Origin of the sequence: Corynebacterium sp. (genome assembly GCF_030532325.1) — a bacterium.
In the GTDB taxonomy this organism is placed as follows: Bacteria; Actinomycetota; Actinomycetes; order Mycobacteriales; family Mycobacteriaceae; genus Corynebacterium.
Map to the genome: position 1 here is coordinate 96741 of NZ_JAUNLS010000005.1, position 16724 is coordinate 113464.

The 16724-nt window shown below is 62.8% G+C and carries 20 protein-coding genes; 13 read left to right on the forward strand and 7 right to left on the reverse strand.

Annotated features, from left to right (window positions below):
- The first annotated feature begins 32 nt into the window (after positions 1 to 32).
- Positions 33 to 401: a hypothetical protein gene (locus tag Q4E25_RS04585; protein WP_303154542.1), complete on the forward strand. Its 369-nt coding sequence runs from the start codon at positions 33 to 35 to the stop codon at positions 399 to 401.
- A 161-nt stretch (positions 402 to 562) separates the two neighbouring features.
- On the forward strand, positions 563 to 1801 hold the full coding sequence (locus Q4E25_RS04590) for an MFS transporter (protein ID WP_303154545.1): 1239 nt from the start codon (positions 563 to 565) through the stop codon (positions 1799 to 1801).
- 69 nt (positions 1802 to 1870) lie between these two features.
- On the opposite strand, the gene Q4E25_RS04595 is transcribed toward Q4E25_RS04590, so the two are convergent.
- Entirely contained in the window at positions 1871 to 2824 is a 954-nt protein-coding gene (locus Q4E25_RS04595) for an NAD(P)-dependent oxidoreductase (RefSeq protein WP_303154547.1), read from the reverse strand.
- A gap of 197 nt (positions 2825 to 3021) precedes the next feature.
- Here Q4E25_RS04595 and Q4E25_RS04600 point away from each other — a divergent pair, with 197 nt between their 5' ends.
- The 7 genes from Q4E25_RS04600 (at position 3022) to Q4E25_RS04630 (ending at position 7931) form a co-directional block, all read left to right on the forward strand.
- Positions 3022 to 3459 carry a DoxX family protein gene (locus Q4E25_RS04600; RefSeq protein WP_303154549.1) on the forward strand — a complete coding sequence of 146 codons (438 nt, stop codon included), beginning with the start codon at positions 3022 to 3024 and terminating at the stop codon, positions 3457 to 3459.
- Positions 3460 to 4167: 708 nt separating this feature from the next.
- Positions 4168 to 4767 (forward strand): hypothetical protein, encoded by a 600-nt coding sequence (locus Q4E25_RS04605; RefSeq protein ID WP_303154551.1) that lies wholly within the window; start codon positions 4168 to 4170, stop codon positions 4765 to 4767.
- A gap of 98 nt (positions 4768 to 4865) precedes the next feature.
- Entirely contained in the window at positions 4866 to 5090 is a 225-nt protein-coding gene (locus Q4E25_RS04610; RefSeq protein ID WP_303154553.1) for a hypothetical protein, read from the forward strand.
- A gap of 136 nt (positions 5091 to 5226) precedes the next feature.
- Positions 5227 to 6546 carry a DUF445 domain-containing protein gene (locus Q4E25_RS04615; RefSeq protein WP_303154555.1) on the forward strand — a complete coding sequence of 440 codons (1320 nt, stop codon included), beginning with the start codon at positions 5227 to 5229 and terminating at the stop codon, positions 6544 to 6546.
- A 48-nt stretch (positions 6547 to 6594) separates the two neighbouring features.
- Positions 6595 to 7134, forward strand: a complete 540-nt coding sequence (locus tag Q4E25_RS04620; protein ID WP_303154557.1) for a CGLAU_01105 family protein — start codon at positions 6595 to 6597, stop codon at positions 7132 to 7134.
- 8 nt (positions 7135 to 7142) lie between these two features.
- Positions 7143 to 7433: a DUF2516 family protein gene (locus Q4E25_RS04625; protein ID WP_303154558.1), complete on the forward strand. Its 291-nt coding sequence runs from the start codon at positions 7143 to 7145 to the stop codon at positions 7431 to 7433.
- A 12-nt stretch (positions 7434 to 7445) separates the two neighbouring features.
- Positions 7446 to 7931: a deoxyribose-phosphate aldolase gene (locus Q4E25_RS04630; RefSeq protein ID WP_303154560.1), complete on the forward strand. Its 486-nt coding sequence runs from the start codon at positions 7446 to 7448 to the stop codon at positions 7929 to 7931.
- Here the strand turns inward: Q4E25_RS04630 and Q4E25_RS04635 are convergent.
- From Q4E25_RS04635 to Q4E25_RS04645, 3 genes are read right to left on the reverse strand one after another with little or no spacing between them, the layout of a single operon-like run.
- Complete coding sequence (locus tag Q4E25_RS04635; RefSeq protein ID WP_303154561.1) at positions 7903 to 8679, reverse strand: DUF2993 domain-containing protein; 777 nt, start codon at positions 8677 to 8679, stop codon at positions 7903 to 7905. The two genes, Q4E25_RS04630 and Q4E25_RS04635, sit on opposite strands and share 29 nt — an antisense overlap.
- 10 nt (positions 8680 to 8689) lie before the next feature.
- Positions 8690 to 9490 (reverse strand): class I SAM-dependent methyltransferase, encoded by an 801-nt coding sequence (locus Q4E25_RS04640; RefSeq protein WP_303154563.1) that lies wholly within the window; start codon positions 9488 to 9490, stop codon positions 8690 to 8692.
- Positions 9491 to 9516: 26 nt separating this feature from the next.
- Positions 9517 to 10008 carry a DUF2505 domain-containing protein gene (locus Q4E25_RS04645; RefSeq protein ID WP_303154566.1) on the reverse strand — a complete coding sequence of 164 codons (492 nt, stop codon included), beginning with the start codon at positions 10006 to 10008 and terminating at the stop codon, positions 9517 to 9519.
- A gap of 39 nt (positions 10009 to 10047) precedes the next feature.
- Between Q4E25_RS04645 and Q4E25_RS04650 the strand changes: the two genes are divergently transcribed.
- Positions 10048 to 11178, forward strand: coding sequence for a UDP-N-acetylmuramate dehydrogenase (locus Q4E25_RS04650; RefSeq protein ID WP_303154632.1), 1131 nt, complete (start codon positions 10048 to 10050; stop codon positions 11176 to 11178).
- Between the two features lie 298 nt (positions 11179 to 11476).
- Positions 11477 to 12328 carry an endonuclease domain-containing protein gene (locus Q4E25_RS04655; RefSeq protein WP_303154569.1) on the forward strand — a complete coding sequence of 284 codons (852 nt, stop codon included), beginning with the start codon at positions 11477 to 11479 and terminating at the stop codon, positions 12326 to 12328.
- Positions 12329 to 12352: 24 nt separating this feature from the next.
- Here the strand turns inward: Q4E25_RS04655 and Q4E25_RS04660 are convergent, their stop codons facing one another.
- The gene (locus tag Q4E25_RS04660; protein WP_303154572.1) at positions 12353 to 13186 is read right to left on the reverse strand and encodes a hypothetical protein; all 834 of its coding nucleotides are present in this window, start codon (positions 13184 to 13186) and stop codon (positions 12353 to 12355) included.
- Between the two features lie 42 nt (positions 13187 to 13228).
- A complete protein-coding gene (locus tag Q4E25_RS04665; RefSeq protein ID WP_303154574.1) occupies positions 13229 to 13702 on the reverse strand; it encodes an S-ribosylhomocysteine lyase in 474 nt (157 codons plus the stop codon).
- Positions 13703 to 13795: 93 nt separating this feature from the next.
- Here Q4E25_RS04665 and Q4E25_RS04670 point away from each other — a divergent pair, with 93 nt between their 5' ends.
- Entirely contained in the window at positions 13796 to 15013 is a 1218-nt protein-coding gene (locus Q4E25_RS04670) for a YihY/virulence factor BrkB family protein (RefSeq protein WP_303154578.1), read from the forward strand.
- A 118-nt stretch (positions 15014 to 15131) separates the two neighbouring features.
- On the opposite strand, the gene Q4E25_RS04675 is transcribed toward Q4E25_RS04670, so the two are convergent.
- Positions 15132 to 15890, reverse strand: coding sequence for a hypothetical protein (locus Q4E25_RS04675; protein ID WP_303154580.1), 759 nt, complete (start codon positions 15888 to 15890; stop codon positions 15132 to 15134).
- Between the two features lie 246 nt (positions 15891 to 16136).
- Here Q4E25_RS04675 and Q4E25_RS04680 point away from each other — a divergent pair, with 246 nt between their 5' ends.
- Entirely contained in the window at positions 16137 to 16724 is a 588-nt protein-coding gene (locus Q4E25_RS04680) for a GNAT family N-acetyltransferase (RefSeq protein WP_303154581.1), read from the forward strand.

A 16724-nucleotide genomic window follows, 5' to 3' on the forward strand; every position in this document is an offset into this window, starting at 1 on the left:
AGGAATAACAGAAACGAGAGAAAGCTTCCGCCATGAGCGATAACCACGCAGTTGCTGATCACGCAAGTGAGACGTACCCGGAGTTCTCCGGAAAGATCCAGGACTCTTACATCGAGGGCTACGAGCCCGTCTCCTACGCCGCGCCGCACTCCTCTTTGCTGCGCACCTCCACGTGGGTTGGCATGGGTCTCATCCTCTCCCTGCTGCCGGCAGCTGGCATGATCATCTGGGGCTGGAGCACCTACCTCTGGCCGGACGGCACCGCTGGTGCTGACTACAAGACCTCCCTGGTCTGGGGCATCATCTTCCTAGCCGTCATCCTCGTGGCCGGTGTCTTTGGCATCCGCTACGGCCGCCGTTACTACCGCCAGTACCGCAAGGAGACCGGCCGCGTCAACTAGCTCGGCTCCTGCAGCCATGAGCTAGCGCGCTAAGTTTCTGTGATAGCGCCAACCCCCGCACCCCGCTTCGCCGGGTGGCGGGGGTTGCTGCTTTTTCTACTCAGGCACGCCATACCTAAGCCCCGCGTACTCCCCAAAACCCGTGAGTGAGGATGATCTCTATGACTTCCCCAATTACTTCTACCGCGCAGGAAAAGCGCAACGCCCGCCGCTTCGTGTGGGCCCAAGGCCTGCAAAGCATCGGTGACCAGATCGTGGCGGCAAAGACCGTCCTGCCCTGGCTGCTGCAATCCGCCGGCGCGCCGGCCTTCTTCATCGGTTTGCTCGTGCCGATCCGTGAGTCCGGCTCGATGCTCCCGCAGGCCTCGCTCACCCCGTGGGTGACCTCGCGGGCGCAGCGCAAGGGGATCTGGGTCATGGGCGGCATTGGCCAGGCCATGGCCGCCGCCCTCATGGCCGTGGCTGCCCTGCTGCTGGAGGGTACGCCCCTGGCCGTGGCGATCCTCGTGCTGCTGGCCGTGCTGGCACTGTGCCGCGCGTTGTGCTCGATTGCCTCCAAGGATGTGCAGGGCCGCACCATCTCTAAGGGGTCGCGCGGGCAGATCACCGGGCGCGCCACGGAGCTGGGCGGCGCGGCGGCGCTGCTGGTGGGTGTGGGGCTGTGGTTCCTCACCGGCGATATCGATCTCCTTGTCATCGTGGCGTTGATCGCCGCCGCGGCGTTGTCTTGGGTGGTGGCCTCGGCGATCTTCTGGCGCATCGAGGAGCCCGTGGAGGATGCCGAGCAGAGCGAGAGCAACAAGAACGCCGGCATGGCCGATGCCTGGCGCCTGTTTACCGGCAACGCCGACTTCCGCGCCTTCGTCATCGCCCGCGGCCTGCTGCTGGTCACCGCGCTATCCACGTCCTTCATCGTGGTGCTGGGCCAGGGCAACGGTTCTGACCTGGGCGGGCTGGCCGCCTTCGTGGTGGCCTCGGGCCTCTCGGCGCTCATTGGCGGGCGCATCAGCGGTATGTGGTCCGATGTCTCCTCCAAGAACGTCATGAGCTACGGCGCGCTGGTGGGTTCCATTCTGCTCTTCGTGTTGGTGGCCTGCGCTGCGTGGCTGCCGGAGGAGGTCAACGCCTGGGTCTTCCCGGTGGGCTTCCTCCTGGTTAACCTCACCCACACCGCGGTGCGCGTGGGCCGCAAGACCTACATCGTGGACATGGCGGAGGGCGATGATCGCACCCGCTACGTTGGCGCGGCCAACACGCTCATGGGCTTCATCCTGCTGGGGGTGGGTGCGATCTCCGGTGGCCTGGCCATGCTGGGCCCGGCCTGGGCGCTGATATTCCTGGCCTTCTCCGGGCTGGCGGGCGTTATGGCCTCCCGTAACCTCAAGGACGTCTCGGCCTAAGCCCAGGGGGCGCCGCGCTTGGCGACGCCCCCAGCAGCGCCGCTCCCCACGTTGCAGGCGGCGCCCCAGTTAATCCTGCTGGAGGCACCACTCGGCGGCGCGGCGCTGGCCCTCGTTCAGGCACACACGCGGCTCGAATCCTAGAATTCTGCGGGCCTTGGCAATGCTGTAGCCGCCGGTGCGCCGCATGAGGTAGTGCATGGTGTTGGGGTTGGTCTCGGTGCTTTCGCCGCGGAGCGAGGAGACAGCGGAGATGATCCCCGATGCACCAATGGCCGCGGCGCTGGGTAGTACGGGGAAGGAGCCGGTCTTGGTGTACGTGGCCAGCGTGCGGAAGAACTCCTTGCAGGTCACCACGGTGCCGTCCGTGAGATTGAAGATCTCACCGGCGGCCGCAGGCGTCTCCACGGCGGAGGCGATGCCGCGGGCGAGATCATCGATGAAGATGGGTGTGAAGTGCCCCTTGCCCCACATGGGCAGAGCAAACATCTTCTTCTTCATGGCCTCGTAGGGCAGCTGGGTCCAGGGCCGCGAGCGCGGGCCGTAGACATCACCGGGGCGGATGATGACTCCCTCGATGTCACCCTTGATCATGGCGTGGTAGACGGGAATCTCTGAGAGCACCTTGGTGTCCATGTAGGCCACGCCGTTGGTGCGGATGGGGGAGTCCTCATCGAGCTGCTCGGGTACATCGGGGTAGACCACCACGGAGGAGATATGAACAAAGCGCTTGACGCCTGCGGCCCGGGCGGTATCGAGAATGCTCTTGGTGCCCTGGACGTTGACCCGGAAGGCCTCCTCGTGGGACATGGCGTAGGAGACCATCGCGGCGGTGTGCACCACGGCGTCGACGTCCTGGAAGTGCTCCGCGCCGGCGCCGGGCTTGCTTACGTCGGCGGCAAAGATGTTCTGCTCTTCGTGGGCGTGGCGGCCAAGGCCCACCACCTCGTGGCCGCGGGAGCTGAGTTCTTGGGCCACGGCGGCGCCGATGAATCCGGCCGCGCCAGTGATGAGAACCTTCATGGTGGGGACTCCGTCCTGTCGAGGGAGCATTGTTTGAACGATATTGTATGAACAATGCAGCGTAAAGCTGAAGCTACTTCTCAAGCTAGCAGGGGATTTTGCTTGGCGCGCGCGATGCTGCGCGTGCGCATATCCTTGCCGGTGGAAGTGCCAGCCACTAGAGTGGTTGACATATCACCAAAATAGGAGGAATTCACATGCTGTCCATTTTCAAGAAGAAGCCCGAGCAGTCCACTCTGTCCAAGGTCGGCTCCCTGGCTGGCCGTGCCGCTATCCTGCCGCTGTTCATCGTTGGTGCCAAGAACGCACTGGGCTACGCGGAGGGCCTGGGCGGCATGACGGAGGCCGCCGCCAAGAAGGCCGGCCTTGGCTCCCTTCCCGTTGCCGGTGAGAGCCTGGTCAAGCTCAACGCCTACGCCCAGATGGGTCTGGGCACCACGCTGGCCCTGGGCATCTTCCCCAAGCTCAGCGCCGCTGGCCTGGTGGGCTCCCTGGTTCCGACCACCCTCGTGGGCCACAACTTCTGGGACAAGGACGATGAGCAGGAGAAGAACGATCAGAAGCTGCAGTTTGTGAAGAACGCTGCGGTCATCGGTGGCCTGCTTTACATGGCCACTCGCGATAACAAGCGCTAAAGAGAGTGACTCCGGGTATGAGACAAGGAGGGTAGGGCTGTTGCTCTGCCCTCCCTTCTATGTGATTGTGCTGACTAAGCGGGGCTAAGCTACCGGGTATGGACAGGCATCGAGAGACCCCTACGGAAGGGGCCGGGAGTCGGAAGGCGATTGCAGGGCGCAAAGGCGGGCAAGAAGCCTCACGGCGATGGCGAGATGATCCCCAAGGGGAGTATGCAAAAGCGCAGCGTAAGAAGTTAGCCGCCGCAAATCGGGCCAGAGCACGCGATGCGTCCTTGGTAAAGGCTTTTGTGCAAATGCTTATCCTCGATGCCAGAGCAAGGGGGGTGCCCGACCCTTCTACGAGGGCGTTGGCGGCTGAATGCGGCCTTTCGCAGGTGCGGATCAGACAGATCCGTAAAGAGCTGGGACTGGCGGCGCCGAAAGGGCGCCCAAAAAAGATAAGGCCGTAAGCAGGTTAAAATTAGCCTAAGCTGCGGGAGTGAATCGCGGTGCGACGTGAATTTGTACTCGTTACCTGCTGCTTAGTTTTTAGTTCTCACGGATTTTTCTGCTTACGGCGGCTGCATTAAATAATAAAAAGCCCCAGTTAGGGTGTGTACGAAAGGGTATTTCGTTATAAAAGGGGGGGTAGAGCGCTTTTTAAATACCCTGGGGTTTGTCGGGGATAAAAAGAACCCCGAGAAATGTTGATTGCTAAGGGGAGAAATGAAGATCGGACGTGTGAGTGCAGGCACGGCAGCTGTAGTGATGGCGTTGTCAGGTCTGTTCGCGCCTGTTGCAGCTGCATCAGAGCATGGTGCAGGGAGCGTAGATTCGGCAACTACTGACATCGCGGGCGGGAATCGTTTCTCAAAGGAAAAGGTTTTGGCTGTAGGTGCTGACGGTATCGTCCGAAAAATTGTCACGAAAGACAATGGCGAAGGAGGGGACAATACGCTAGCGAATAAGTTGGAGCTGGCCAAGGGAGACACAGTGGAGATCTCCGACGACGCCCAGGTAGCCACTGTGCGGCAAGCAGATGGCAGCGTGCTGGGCGAGTTTGTTGCCCCAGTAATGAATGTCGGGGGCTCTGAGGTGCAAGGGCAGTTCGCATATGAAGATGGCAACCTCTTGACTACGTTTAAAGACGATGTATTTGTTCCCTACGGCTGCTGGCAGGGCACTACTGCAAAGTGGACTTGGCGCGTGGCAGCAGGACTTGCTTGTGGAGCGTTGGGGGTTGTCTCGGTCCCTGGTGGCTTTGCATGTGGTCTAGGAGCAGCAGGTGCTGAAGACGCGATGGATATTGATGGGCACGCTTGCTAGAGCTGCCTTAGGGAAGAGCTTTCACAAGTCATGGCCGATTTCCCATATGACTCGAGCCAGAAGGTGGATTCACCTGAGAGAAGAAAAGGATAGATCAGATGAGCAAGTTTAATGATCCGAAGTCTGTTATTCGAAGTGTCGTTTCGGTTTTATTGGGCATAGCAGCCTACTGCGTCATCGTAGCGCCACTGTTTAAGAGCGGTGCTTACTGGGAGAACGTCAAGGAAACCTATGCGTCGGTAGGTGTAGGGCTGAGCACCGCGGTGCTCGTAATCGGTGTGGTATGGCTAGTATTCCTCAGCGTGCGCAATAAGGGGAAGTAGCTCGTACGAGGCCAAAACTGGGGTTCTGTTTCAATGGGTATGCAATGCCTATTGCCAGAAATGATCGCCCATGCTCTAGCGTTGCAGAGTAAGGCTTTCGCATCACTTCTGGTTGCAACACTTCAAGGAGAACCCCATGACGCACCGCGCGGACGCGCCCGCAGAGCACAGCTCCTCGTTGGCCGCATTCCCCACGGCCGGTAATGACGAAGAGCGCCGCGCCACGCTGCGCCGCTGGAAGGGTATCGCCTTGTCCTTCCTCATCGGTGCGGCGGTGATCTTTCTGGGGTGCTCGTGGTGGCAGGCATCGCCAAGCGGGGCCCCGGTGTGGGTGGGCTACGTGCGCGCCGCAGCCGAGGCAGGAATGGTGGGTGGCCTGGCGGACTGGTTCGCCGTGACCGCGCTCTTCCGCCACCCCATGGGCATCCCCATTCCGCATACCGCGCTCATCCCCAACAACAAGGACCGGGTGGGCGATACCCTAAGTGACTTCGTGGAAAAGAACTTCCTCACCCCGGACGCGCTCAGCGCGAAGATCCGGGACGCGGAGCTGCCGCTGTGGCTGGCCAAGCAGGGGGTGGAGCCCGGCCGGGCCGCGGAGGTCAGCGAGTGGATCGGCGTGCGCGCCGCCAGCGTGGTGCGTGACCTCGACCCGCAGGAGGCGGAAAACTTCATCAAGACCCAGGTGGTGGACCGTCTGGCGGAGCCGGAATGGGGCCCGCCGCTGGGCCGGCTGCTGGAGGGCTACATCAACGACGGCAAAGCCCGCCCGCTGGAGGATGACCTCATCAACTGGGCGCACGGCAAGATCCTCACGATGGAAGAGGCCGTGGTCACCACCATCGACGAGCGCATGCCCGGCTGGGCGCCGCGATTTGCCCGCGAACTGGTGGGGGAGAAGGTCTACCGCGAGCTGGTGGCCTTCGCCGACGAGGTACGCGCCAACGGCAACCACGAGGCCCGCCTGGCCATCCGCCGCAACCTGGCCAAGCTGGCCGCGGACCTGCAGTGGGACCCGGACATGCGGGCGCGCGTCGAGGGCATCAAGCAGGAGATGCTCGGATCTGATCAAGCGCAGCAGGCGCCGGCAGCCATGTGGCGCACGGTGTCCACCACGCTCATCGATCAGCTGGAGGATCCGGAGTCCTTCCTGCGGATGAAGATCGCCGGCAAGGTGGAGGAGCTGGCCCACCGCCTGCTGGAGGACGAGGAGTTCCTGGCCCAGGCCAACGAGTTCGTGGACAAGGCTGCGCGCTACGCGGTGGAGAAGTTCGCCCCGGAGATCATCGCCATCATTCCGGAGACCATCAAGAACTGGGACGCCAAGCAGGCCTCCCAAGAAATCGAGCTCATGGTGGGCAAGGACCTGCAGTTCATTCGCCTCAACGGCACTGTGGTGGGTGCGCTGGCCGGATTGGTTATCTACACTGTGAACCATCTGCTTTTTGGCCTTTAACAATCCCCACACACAAGCGCGCAGGCGCTTTGCTAAGGAGTGACGAGCATGTCCGTATTCGATTCCATCAAGAACGCCGGTGCCTCCGCCCTGGATGTGGCCAAGGACTTTGGTGACCGCTTTAAGGAAGAGCGCCAGAACCAGGCGCAGAGCGCGCAGGCAGACCGCATCGTGCGCAACAACGGCGGCGCCGAGAAGGAGGAGTCCCTCCTGGACCGCATCTCCGCCACCGCGAAGAACCTCGGTGACTCCGTGAGCGCCGCCGCCGAGGGCACCCGCAAGTCCGAGGCCTTTGACAAGGCACGCGCGGACTTCAACTCCGCCGTGGCCGAGTCCCGTGAGGGCATGCAGGAGGCCGTGAACTCCGCCAAGGAGCGCGCCAACCAGCGCAAGGAAGGCGCCGAGTCCCCGCAGGGCACCACTGCCGCGCAGACTCCGCAGGCGCCGAACCCCTACCAGCCCAAGGCTGAGGAGGCCCCCATCATCGACGGCGAAGTAGTCTCCGAAGACACGCAGGCAGCAGACACTCAGGCAGGAAGCGCTCAGGCAGAGGGCGCACAGCACGAGAGCGCAGATAAGGACAACTAGCACCCGACATGCAGCAGTTTCTGTACGTACTTTCCCACATCCCGCACTGGACGATGATGGCCGTCTCCATCTTCGCGGTGATCGGCGCCATCCTCGCGGCCACCACGCGCGAGGACGCCTTCCGCGCCGGGGACCGCCAGGCCAAGTGGGTGTGGGTGGGGCTTCTGGCGGGCTCCGCGTTGGTGATGAACATCCCCGTCCCCATCCTCTCCTGGGTGGGTGCGGTGATCACCGGCATCTACTGGTTCGACGTGCGCCCCCAGCTGCGCTCCATTATTCGGGGTGACTACAGCTACTAAGGCACGCTACTCATGGAATTCTTGCTCGACGCTTCCGCGCAGCAGGTGCGCGAGCGCTGCCCAGGTGCCACCGTGGTGGTCTCCCCGCACCATGTCACTGCGGCGGCGGCTGCAGGCGCGGAGCGCATCATCTCCGTGGCCGGCTATCCCACCGGCCGCCACCACAGCCTCATCAAGGCCTCCGAGGCGCGCCTGGCCGTGCAGTCCGGCGCGGCGGAGGTGTGGGTGGCGGTGGACGCCCTGCTGGACAGCGCTACCTCGCTCCTCTCCGAGCTCATCACCATCCGGGAGGCCTGCCCGCCGCCGGTGCGCCTGGGGCTCATCACCGCCCAGCCGCAGCAGGCCCAGGTAGCGGAAAAGGCCGGCTACGACGTCATCGTCGCACCGGCCGGGACGCAGGACGCCCAGGGCGCTGAGGGCGCCCTGGGCAGCAGCCTGCCCGTTGTCCGTCTACCTAGTGCGCATCTTCCTATTGTCCGAGGGCACTCATCTGATTAAGCGGCAGGTTCTCGGCGCTGATCGTCATGGCCAGCTCGCCGGCGCGCACGTCCACGTTTTCTACCTTCATGCCCTGGCCGAGGAGCTGATCGGACATGCCGGATTCGAGGGCGTCGCTAATCGTGGCGGTGACTTGCTCCGGTAGGTCGAAGCCCAGGAGGGAGGCGCTCTGCGCGTTGATGCGCAGCTGGCCCTCGTTGACCGCCGGCTTGAGTGAGAGTGTGGCCAGGCCGCCGGCGAATTCGACGTCGAGGGTGTCCGCTTCATCGTTGGCGGTAATCGCCGTGACCACCAAGTCCCCGATGGCCTGGTTGCCGGACTTCTCCGCGATACCGCGCTGGAAGGTGGCCAGCAGGAAGTCATCCGGCACCGTGGTGGTGGCCTCCATAGAGCCGGCGGTGGGGTTGTCCTGGGAGAGGGAGACGTCCTCCATGGTCACATCAGAGGCCGGCTGGCCCTTGATCTCGGTGCCGTTGATCTGCAGCGTGGACGGGGAGTGCATCTCCATGTACGGGATGGAGCCTCCCAGCATGCCAAAGATCAAGGGGGTAGCGCCGAAGCTTACGCTGGGATCCTCGGTGACCTCGATGCCCTCCTCCTTGGCGGCTTGGGCGAACTGGTCTTTCATCTGCTGGCCCATGAACCAGCGCAGACCAAACTCGGCCAGCAGGATGAGCAACAGCAGCGCGACAAGCACGCCGACGAAAATTTTCCATGCCGTCTTCGCGGCGGTTTTCTGGGAAGCCATGCGCACCAGCCTATAGAGGATGGCCCAGCAGCTTCCACTCAACCGTGAGCGTGTTATCGCTTAATCGGCGGCGCACCGGGTGAGCCTGGGGGAGTGCTTCCCGGGCCTTGCGCCAGCGCACCCGCGGGCCGTAAGGGGCCCAGCCGGCGGCGCGATCCCAGGCGTCGTCAGCCGCGCGCAGCAGCTCGTGGATGGGCTCGCCGGGCACGTTGCGGTGGATGAGCACCTTGGGCAGGCGCTCGGCGAGGTCACTCGGGCGCTCCACATCGAAGGGATCCCAGGCCAGGGTGAGGGTGCGCGGCCCGGAGGAATCGAGGAGCACCCAGGCGCTGCGGCGGCCCAGCTCGTCGCACGTGCCCTCGATGAAGAAGCCGCCGGGGGCCAGCCGGGAGGTCACGGCCTCCCAGGCCTCGGCCACCTGGTCTACGTCGTACTGGCGCAGCACGTTGAATGCCCGCACCAGCTGCGGGCGGTAGCCGGCCAGTTCGAAGCCGCCGAGCTCGAAGGTGACGCCGTCGCGCGGCGGCAGCACGCGCTCGGGGTTGATCTCCAAGCCGGTGACCCGGGTGTGCGGGTTGACCCCGCGCAGCCAGCGCGCCCACTCCACGGTGGTGGTGTGCGAGGCCCCGTAGCCTACGTCGAGCGCCAGCGGGCTGGCCGTGCTGCGCAGAAGCGAGGTGATCTCCGGGTGGGAGGCCACCCAGCGGTCGCAGCGACGCAGCCGGTTTTGGTTGGTGGTTCCCCGGGTGATGACGCCAAAAGGCCGACCAGCGCTCGCGTGAGCCCGCAGGTTATGAGCGTGGTCGGCCATGAGATAGGGACAGGGACAACAGGGGTTTAGAGGTTCTCAGAGATCCACTCTTCGGTGAGCTTGGCCTCGTTGGTGTAGAGCTCATCGAGGGCCTCGGCCACCTTCGGCTCGATGGCAGCGCCCATCATCGGGATCTTGACGGAGACGTCGGTGACGTAGGTGACCTTGGTGCTCTCGCCCTCGCCCACGTAGGTGACCTCGCCGGTGAAGTCCACCGGGGTGCCCTTGACGTCAGCAACAACGGAGTTGGTGAAGGAGCCCTCTGCCAGCTCACCGATGGTCACGGTGCGCTTCTCCTTGAGATCCTGGGACACCATGGCGCGCACGGCCTCCGGCAGCAGGGAGGTGGGCAGCACCTCGAAGAGGACGGCGGTGGAGCCGGTGAACTCGTGGACGGAGCCCGGTTCCGGGGAGAGCTTCGCGGCGATGAGCTCCCAGTAGCCCTGGGTGCTTAGGGCTTTGTGCACCTTCTCGATGGGCTGGTTAATGGTTACGGTGTTTTCACTACGGGTTGACATGCCTAACAGACTACCTTGGTAGGCGTGCTTGATGAATTTATGACGCTTTCCGCAATCGAGGGCGTGACCGTGGACACGCAGACCTCCTTCGCCGACATGACCACCCTGCGCATCGGCGGCACCCCGCGCGCCACGGTGCACTGCGCGAGCACCGAGTCCGCCGTGGCCGCCCTGCGCGCCCTGGATGAGGCTGGCACCGACTACCTGGTGCTCGGCGGCGGCTCCAACCTCGTGGTGGCTGAGGGCGAACTCGACGTCGTGGTGGTGCGCCTGGACTTCGAGGACATCGACGTCTCCGTGGCCAGCGGCGTGCTGCGCGCGGAGGCCGGCGCCACCTGGGACGACGTAGTGGATCTCTCCGTGCAGTGTGGCCTGGGCGGCATCGAGTGCCTCTCCGGCATCCCCGGCGACGCCGGCGCGGTACCCGTCCAAAACGTCGGCGCCTACGGTGCGGAGACCTCCGACGTGCTCACGCGGGTCTACCTCTACGAGAAGTCCACCCGGCAGGCCTCCTGGGTTCCGGCCTCCGAGTTGGAGCTTTCCTACCGCTACTCCAACCTCAAGTTCACCGGCCGCGGCGTGGTACTGGCCATCGAGCTGCAGCTGAGCACCGACGGGCTTTCGAAGCCCCTGCGCTTTGGCCAGCTCACCCGGAACCCCGGTGAGCGCCTGCCCGTGGCCGCGGTGCGCGATAAGGTCCTGGCCCTGCGCCGCTCCAAGGGCATGGTGCTCGACCCCTCCGATCATGACACCTGGTCCGCCGGCTCCTTCTTTACCAATCCCATCGTGGACGCCTCGCTTGCCGACGCCATCCAATCCTCCGTCCGCACCTACCGTGGCGACGCCGATGCCGATTCCATGCCCCGTCACCCCGTGCCTCCGCGGCCGGGCAGCCCAAGTTCCAATACCTCAAGCCCGAATTCCCACCCCCAGGAGAAACTCTCCGCGGCCTGGCTCATTGAGCGCGCCGGCTTTGTCAAGGGCTACCCGGGCGCCGAGTCCGGTGCCCGCGCCACGCTGTCCACCAAGCACACCCTGGCCCTGACCAACCGCGGCGAGGCCACTGCCGATGACATCGTGGCCCTTGCCCGCGAGATCCGCGCCGGGGTGCAGGAGGCCTTTGGTGTCACGCTGGTGCCGGAGCCCATTTGGCTGGGCGTGGAGATTTAACCGGCGCACGCCCGCTCTTGGCCCTGCCCGCCCCGCGCTCGGGTGCAGCCCACCCGCGCTCCCAGCCCGCGCTCGGGTGCTGCCCACCCGCGCTCGGCCGCCACCCCCGCCTCGTGTGGGCCCATTGCACACAAGGCCTTCGAAAGCCGGGTTTTCGGGGGCTTGTTTGGTATGACGCCACAGCGCTCGGTTGCGTCATCAAGAAGTGCTCCGATTGCGCGCAACGCTGCCACGTTTTACGTTTAGGCCACGCCCACACATCACAACCACACAGCACTCAGATCGGGGGGCTGCAGCCGTGGAGATCATCAAAGACAAGAATCCAGGAAGACTTGTTGCTGCCGGCAAGGCCATCAAAATTTGCCATGGCTTCTACGTGGACACGCAACCCACGCCGGAAGAACTTGCCGTTGCCCTAGGCCAACGTTGGCCTGACGGCGCACTCGACGGCTATACAGTCACCCAATACCACCTAGGTAAAGGCCTGAGTTTCCCACTCCAATTCATGCGCGCCAATGGGGTAGAACACAACCCTTACTTTCACACTCGCCGCGCGAAGCCGAAAGGGGTGTTCCAGTGGGATGGCATGAACTTGTGCAATCCGTTACAAGCGCTGGAGCGGATGGAAGAAGCGCACGCCGTTGAATTCTTGGAAAAATTCCTCACGGGCAACGACGGCGCACGTCAGCTCGCCATGTGGAAAATGTATGTTCCGCGGTTGTCTGCGCATACCCGCCGAGTGTTGGATAGTGCCATTATTGGGGCGGATAGCCTGTGGGAGCGCGCTCTCAGCCGAGCTCTGCAGGAGCACTTTGACGTGCGCAATAATTACAAAATTGGCCCATATCGCTGGGACGTGGTCCTTCCGGAGCACCAGGTGGCCATCGAAATCGATGGTTACGCCTACCACAACGGCGAAAACCGCCGGAACTTTGAGAAGGATCGCCACAAGCTTAACGACGCCGTCCAGCGCCACTGGCGCCCCCTTCACTTCACCGCCGTCACGATTGAGCACTACCTTGACCGAGTCGTGGCACAAGTGATTGCCGTCGCCCGCGGCTCAGGCGGCTACCCCTCCCCGCCGTGGGACTGGCATCACTTGTGGAACAATCGCGGGCCCCAGGACCCAGGATTTGACCCCTGGTCTTAGCTGAACTGACCTAGAACAACAGACCTAGATCAACGTTTCTTCGCTGAGATTAATGAGCCTGCGCGCGCCGAATCGCTCCGCCACCACCGCCAGCTGCCCCTGCGCGGGGTCGTCGGCGCTGACCATAAACAAGATATTTCCTGTCCTGCTCTCCCCGGGCTCAAAATATGGTGCTCCGTCGAAGGCGTTGGGAAGCTTCTGCGGCGGGCTGTTGGGGTTGATCACCACCCCGTCTGGCTCGATGTAGGTAATGGAGCCGGGCGCGGAGGAAAAGTCGTGGGAATCCAAGGCCTGCTTAACGGTGATATTGACCATGATGTACTTCCAACCTTCCTCCGGCGGGGTGTTGGAGGGGTCTGCGGCCAGGATTTCCTCGGTGGGGTCAAAGTCCACGCTGTTGATGGTGTAGGACCAGTCCTCGGTGGAAAAAGCCTCACCGATGTGCAGCGGTGCTTTCTCCGCTTCGGGGATTTCGCTCTGCGGGGTCGGCCGCGGGTAGTCCTCGTAGGACTTGTCCGTGGAGACGAACTCCAAGTTCCACACGGCGGACCACAGCATGGCCAGCGGGTACATCACCGCGATGATCAACACAGTGACCGGCAGGGTGCGGGAGCTGTTCTTTGTCACTATTCCCGCCACCGCGATGACGCGGGCCACGATGAAGAGCAAGATGGTGGCCTGAGCATTGATGCCGATTACTGCGGCCCCCATGGCAATCATCAGCACAATGAACGCCACGAGGCCCAAGACATTTTGCTTCTTGGGCTGCGGCTCGGAGCCCGAATTCTGGGGGCCCGAATTCTGCGGACCCGCATTGTCGGGGCCCAGATTCTGAGTAGGGGGCGGGGGAGCGGTCACGTGAGTGCTCCTTAGGGAAGAGGGGAGAGAACTGCTCCCAGATTAGAGCACGTCGAGCCACTCGTCCTTGTGAGCGAGGTACTCGCGCGCGGCAGCTTGCGCCCCCTCCAGGGAGTGGCTAGCGCCCCACCCGCACTGGCGCTCGTTGGCGGCCGGAACCTCGGTGGCGTTGAGGATATCGTTGAGGGCTTTTTCCAGGGCGTAGAGCAGCTCGTCCTGCTCCATGTTGTTGGTGATGGCGTAGAAGCCGGTCTGGCAGCCCATGGGTGCAAAGCCGATGAGCTTGTCGGTGTACTCGCGCATGAAGTTGGCCATCATGTGCTCGATGGAGTGCACCGTGGGCATCTCCAAGTGCTCCTTGTTGGGCTGGCAGAAGCGCAGGTCATACTTGATGATTTCCACGCCGCCGCCCAGGTCGGTGCGGCCCGCCACGCGCACGTAGGGGGCCTTGACCTTGCGGTGGTCGAGTTCGAAGGATTCAACGTTGGATTTCGCACTGGCAGATTTCTCAGTCATGCCACCCAGGCTACGTGCCCTGGCCCCACCACGCAGTTATTCATGCAGCCACCCTCCCGGCCATCACCCACGCCTTAATTTAGACTGAAAAGTATGAGTGAGAAGACCATCGTCCCTGCCCACAGCACAAAGATTGTGCGCATCGACGATAATGGCCGTAACCCGCTTGAACGCAGCAACCGCCTGAGCAAGGCCTCTTGGGGCCTAGTGCTTCGCCGCACGTGGACTGATTTTTGGCATGAGAGCTTCCTGGACCGCGCGGCGACGATGACCTACTTCACCCTCATGGCCTTCGCCCCGGCCGTGCTGGCTGCCTATTCCATCGCCACGCTCATCTTTGCCACCCGGCAGGATGAGGTGCACGAGCTGGTCTCGGAGGTGGTCACCGAGTTTGTGCCCGCCCGCATGCAGGAGCAAGCGATGTCCCTGGTGGAGACCATCATCGGCTCCACTGCGGAGGGCACGTGGGCGCTGATCATTTCGGTGCTGGTCTCACTGTTTTCCGCCTCCGCCTATGTGCGGGCGTTCTCGCGTACGGCCAACATGGTCTATGGCCGCACTGAGGGCCGCGGGCTCATCCGCACGTGGGCGATCATGTGGGTGCTCACCATCGTCTTGGTCATCGGCGCGGTCTGCCTCATTTTTGCCAACATTCTTCGCGATACCATCATCACCGGCATCCTCAAACCCGTCGCCCGCCCGCTTCAGCTGCAAGGCTTCGTGGACTTCATGCTGCAGATCTTCCTGCCGGTGTGGAATTGGATCCGCTTCCCGGTAACGGTCATCTTGGCCATTACCCTCATTGCCCTCCTCTTCCACTTCACCCCGAACGTGCGCCCGCGCCGCTTCCGCTGGGCCACGCTGGGCTCCATCACCGCGCTCATTGCCATCGCCGTGGTGTGGCTGCTCTTCAGCGTCTTCCTGCGCGTGTACGCCGCCGCCAGCGCCTACGGTGCGCTGTCCACGGTGATGGCCATGTTCATCGCGGTGTGGATCATGAACTCCGCCCTCATCGTGGGCATCAAGCTCGATGCCGAGGTCCTGCGCGCCAAGGAGCTGCAGGTGGGCCTGCGTTCCGAGCGCTACATCCAGGCCCCGCCGCGCTCCGAGTCCGCCGCCGAGGCGCAGGTGCGCGCCCAGCAGGAGCTGGAGGAGAAGTCCCGGGCCCTGCGCAAGGGCACGGAGACCACCGACTCCACCGACCCCGATACTGAGTCCACCGACACCGACTCCACCAACGCTGACGCCGAGCTTGACGACGACCCTCCATCCAACACCCACCCCGAACCCACCGACGCCGAAGAATCCTAAGCCAAACAGCCCTAAAAGTACTTTTCGTGCCACAGGACGAGCTGAGCGTGGATCAAAAAGTGTCTGTGAAGCATTTTTTGATCCACGAAGAGCTGAAGTGGTGATGTTCGTAGGAGACCTAGTTACCTAAGTACTGGCGGTGTTCGTGGAGAGCCGTGATTAGTTGTGCTGTCCGCTCAGCATCGGGTCTACTTGCTGATGCATGGTTGATTTTCGCGATGCGTGGTGTATCGCCACCGAACACGCTCGCAACCACGTCAGCGATGGGGCCGCTGGTGCGCTTTTTACCCGTGAGCCACTCGTAGGCATGGCCTCCAAGAGCCACAAGAAGAGGCGGGACGCCTCCGTTGCCGCGGGTACAAATAGCGAGCTCCCTTCGTAAAAGCTCGGCGCACCGCGCAACGTGGTCATGTACGCCTGCGTCAGCCGCGATCTGTCGTTGGAGCTCGACACCGTTCCGAGTAGGCACGAGTTTGAACACATCCGTCATGTAGGGCGCAGGAGCAGACTGCCCAGAGTCATGAGGAAGTGCATCAAGAGCTGGCGGAATCGATTTTGACAGCCGCGCATCACCGGCATGACCAGCGGTATGAAAATTGTGCCAGTCTTGAACTTCCTCGTCCGGTAGCGTCGCGCCCCAGTTCACACCAAGCAAGACAACTGACGTTGTTAGTGGCGCAAGCGCGTGAAACTCGGCTTCGTTACGCGCGGTGATCTGGGTGCGATCCTGTTGTGATCTTCCCCAACGCGCCCAGGATGTTGCCTGTCCTAAGCGAAACTTTCGGCTCGCAATGGTGGGATCGGGGATCGATGGATCACTGATGTCCAACGTGCGAAGTTCCTCGTAGATTTCCCAGGACACGGTCCAAATCGCCATAGATCGCCCTGCCTTTGTGCTCCCATATTCTTCTTGCGTTGCTGTACAACTCTACGACGACGAACCTGGCCATTTCTGTACTTGAGCCAGTTCAGGCAAACCTTCTGCACATGGTGTGGACGCGACGTAGGCCTTGGCATACAGTGAAACGTGATCGAACCCTGGTCAGGCCTCTTGCTTCGTAAAGAACAATGCACAAATGACTGGGGCCTTTTCATTTTTCGGAGCGAAGGAAACGATACACACGTGAGTACACCCAACGATGACTCCAGCGAACCAAACACGAATCCCGACGGCCCCCTTGAGTTGCGCCGCCTTGTGCTTGACGACGCTCCTTGGGTCCAGGCCCTCTTCCAGTCCAATGCCCGCGATAACCTCACCGAGGAGCAGCGCCGGCGCAGCGGCTTTGTGCAGGGCAACCTTGATACAGAGATGATCAAGCAGCGCGTCGATGGCCCGGCATCCGTCGTGGCACTTGTTGGTGACACCGGCGTGGGCGTCATCCTCAGCGCGGAGCCCGATACCTTCCCAAAGGGCCCGCCGGCGCTGGCCGTGGCTGCCGCCCGCGAGGCAGGCCTGGAGGATTTCTACCTCTACGGCCCCGGCGTGGTGGATGAGAACTACCGCGGCCGTGGCATTCTGCGCACGTTGAAGGATGAGTCCATCCGGGCGACTGCGCAGAGCGGAAAGTACCTCTGGGCCGTGGGTTTTGTGGAGCACTCTAACGAGGCCTCCATGGCGGCCCACCGCAAGACCGGCTGGCGTTCGGTGGGCAGCTTCACCTTCAAGGAACGCGAGTATGAGGTCATCGCGCACCCAGTCGAGCCGTCCTAG

What these genes read in the sequence shown, in the direction of transcription:
- Q4E25_RS04615 (WP_303154555.1), top strand. Translation starts at nt 5,227, where the DNA reads ATGACGCACCGCGCGGACGCGCCCGCAGAGCACAGCTCCTCGTTGGCC.
- Q4E25_RS04670 (WP_303154578.1), top strand. Translation starts at nt 13,796, where the DNA reads ATGAGTGAGAAGACCATCGTCCCTGCCCACAGCACAAAGATTGTGCGC.
- Q4E25_RS04595 (WP_303154547.1), bottom strand. Translation starts at nt 2,824, where the DNA reads ATGAAGGTTCTCATCACTGGCGCGGCCGGATTCATCGGCGCCGCCGTG.
- Q4E25_RS04610 (WP_303154553.1), top strand. Translation starts at nt 4,866, where the DNA reads ATGAGCAAGTTTAATGATCCGAAGTCTGTTATTCGAAGTGTCGTTTCG.
- Q4E25_RS04645 (WP_303154566.1), bottom strand. Translation starts at nt 10,008, where the DNA reads ATGTCAACCCGTAGTGAAAACACCGTAACCATTAACCAGCCCATCGAG.
- Q4E25_RS04640 (WP_303154563.1), bottom strand. Translation starts at nt 9,490, where the DNA reads ATGGCCGACCACGCTCATAACCTGCGGGCTCACGCGAGCGCTGGTCGG.
- Q4E25_RS04605 (WP_303154551.1), top strand. Translation starts at nt 4,168, where the DNA reads ATGAAGATCGGACGTGTGAGTGCAGGCACGGCAGCTGTAGTGATGGCG.
- Q4E25_RS04600 (WP_303154549.1), top strand. Translation starts at nt 3,022, where the DNA reads ATGCTGTCCATTTTCAAGAAGAAGCCCGAGCAGTCCACTCTGTCCAAG.
- Q4E25_RS04620 (WP_303154557.1), top strand. Translation starts at nt 6,595, where the DNA reads ATGTCCGTATTCGATTCCATCAAGAACGCCGGTGCCTCCGCCCTGGAT.
- Q4E25_RS04625 (WP_303154558.1), top strand. Translation starts at nt 7,143, where the DNA reads ATGCAGCAGTTTCTGTACGTACTTTCCCACATCCCGCACTGGACGATG.
- Q4E25_RS04585 (WP_303154542.1), top strand. Translation starts at nt 33, where the DNA reads ATGAGCGATAACCACGCAGTTGCTGATCACGCAAGTGAGACGTACCCG.
- Q4E25_RS04590 (WP_303154545.1), top strand. Translation starts at nt 563, where the DNA reads ATGACTTCCCCAATTACTTCTACCGCGCAGGAAAAGCGCAACGCCCGC.
- Q4E25_RS04675 (WP_303154580.1), bottom strand. Translation starts at nt 15,890, where the DNA reads ATGGCGATTTGGACCGTGTCCTGGGAAATCTACGAGGAACTTCGCACG.
- Q4E25_RS04665 (WP_303154574.1), bottom strand. Translation starts at nt 13,702, where the DNA reads ATGACTGAGAAATCTGCCAGTGCGAAATCCAACGTTGAATCCTTCGAA.
- Q4E25_RS04635 (WP_303154561.1), bottom strand. Translation starts at nt 8,679, where the DNA reads ATGGCTTCCCAGAAAACCGCCGCGAAGACGGCATGGAAAATTTTCGTC.
- Q4E25_RS04650 (WP_303154632.1), top strand. Translation starts at nt 10,048, where the DNA reads ATGACGCTTTCCGCAATCGAGGGCGTGACCGTGGACACGCAGACCTCC.
- Q4E25_RS04630 (WP_303154560.1), top strand. Translation starts at nt 7,446, where the DNA reads ATGGAATTCTTGCTCGACGCTTCCGCGCAGCAGGTGCGCGAGCGCTGC.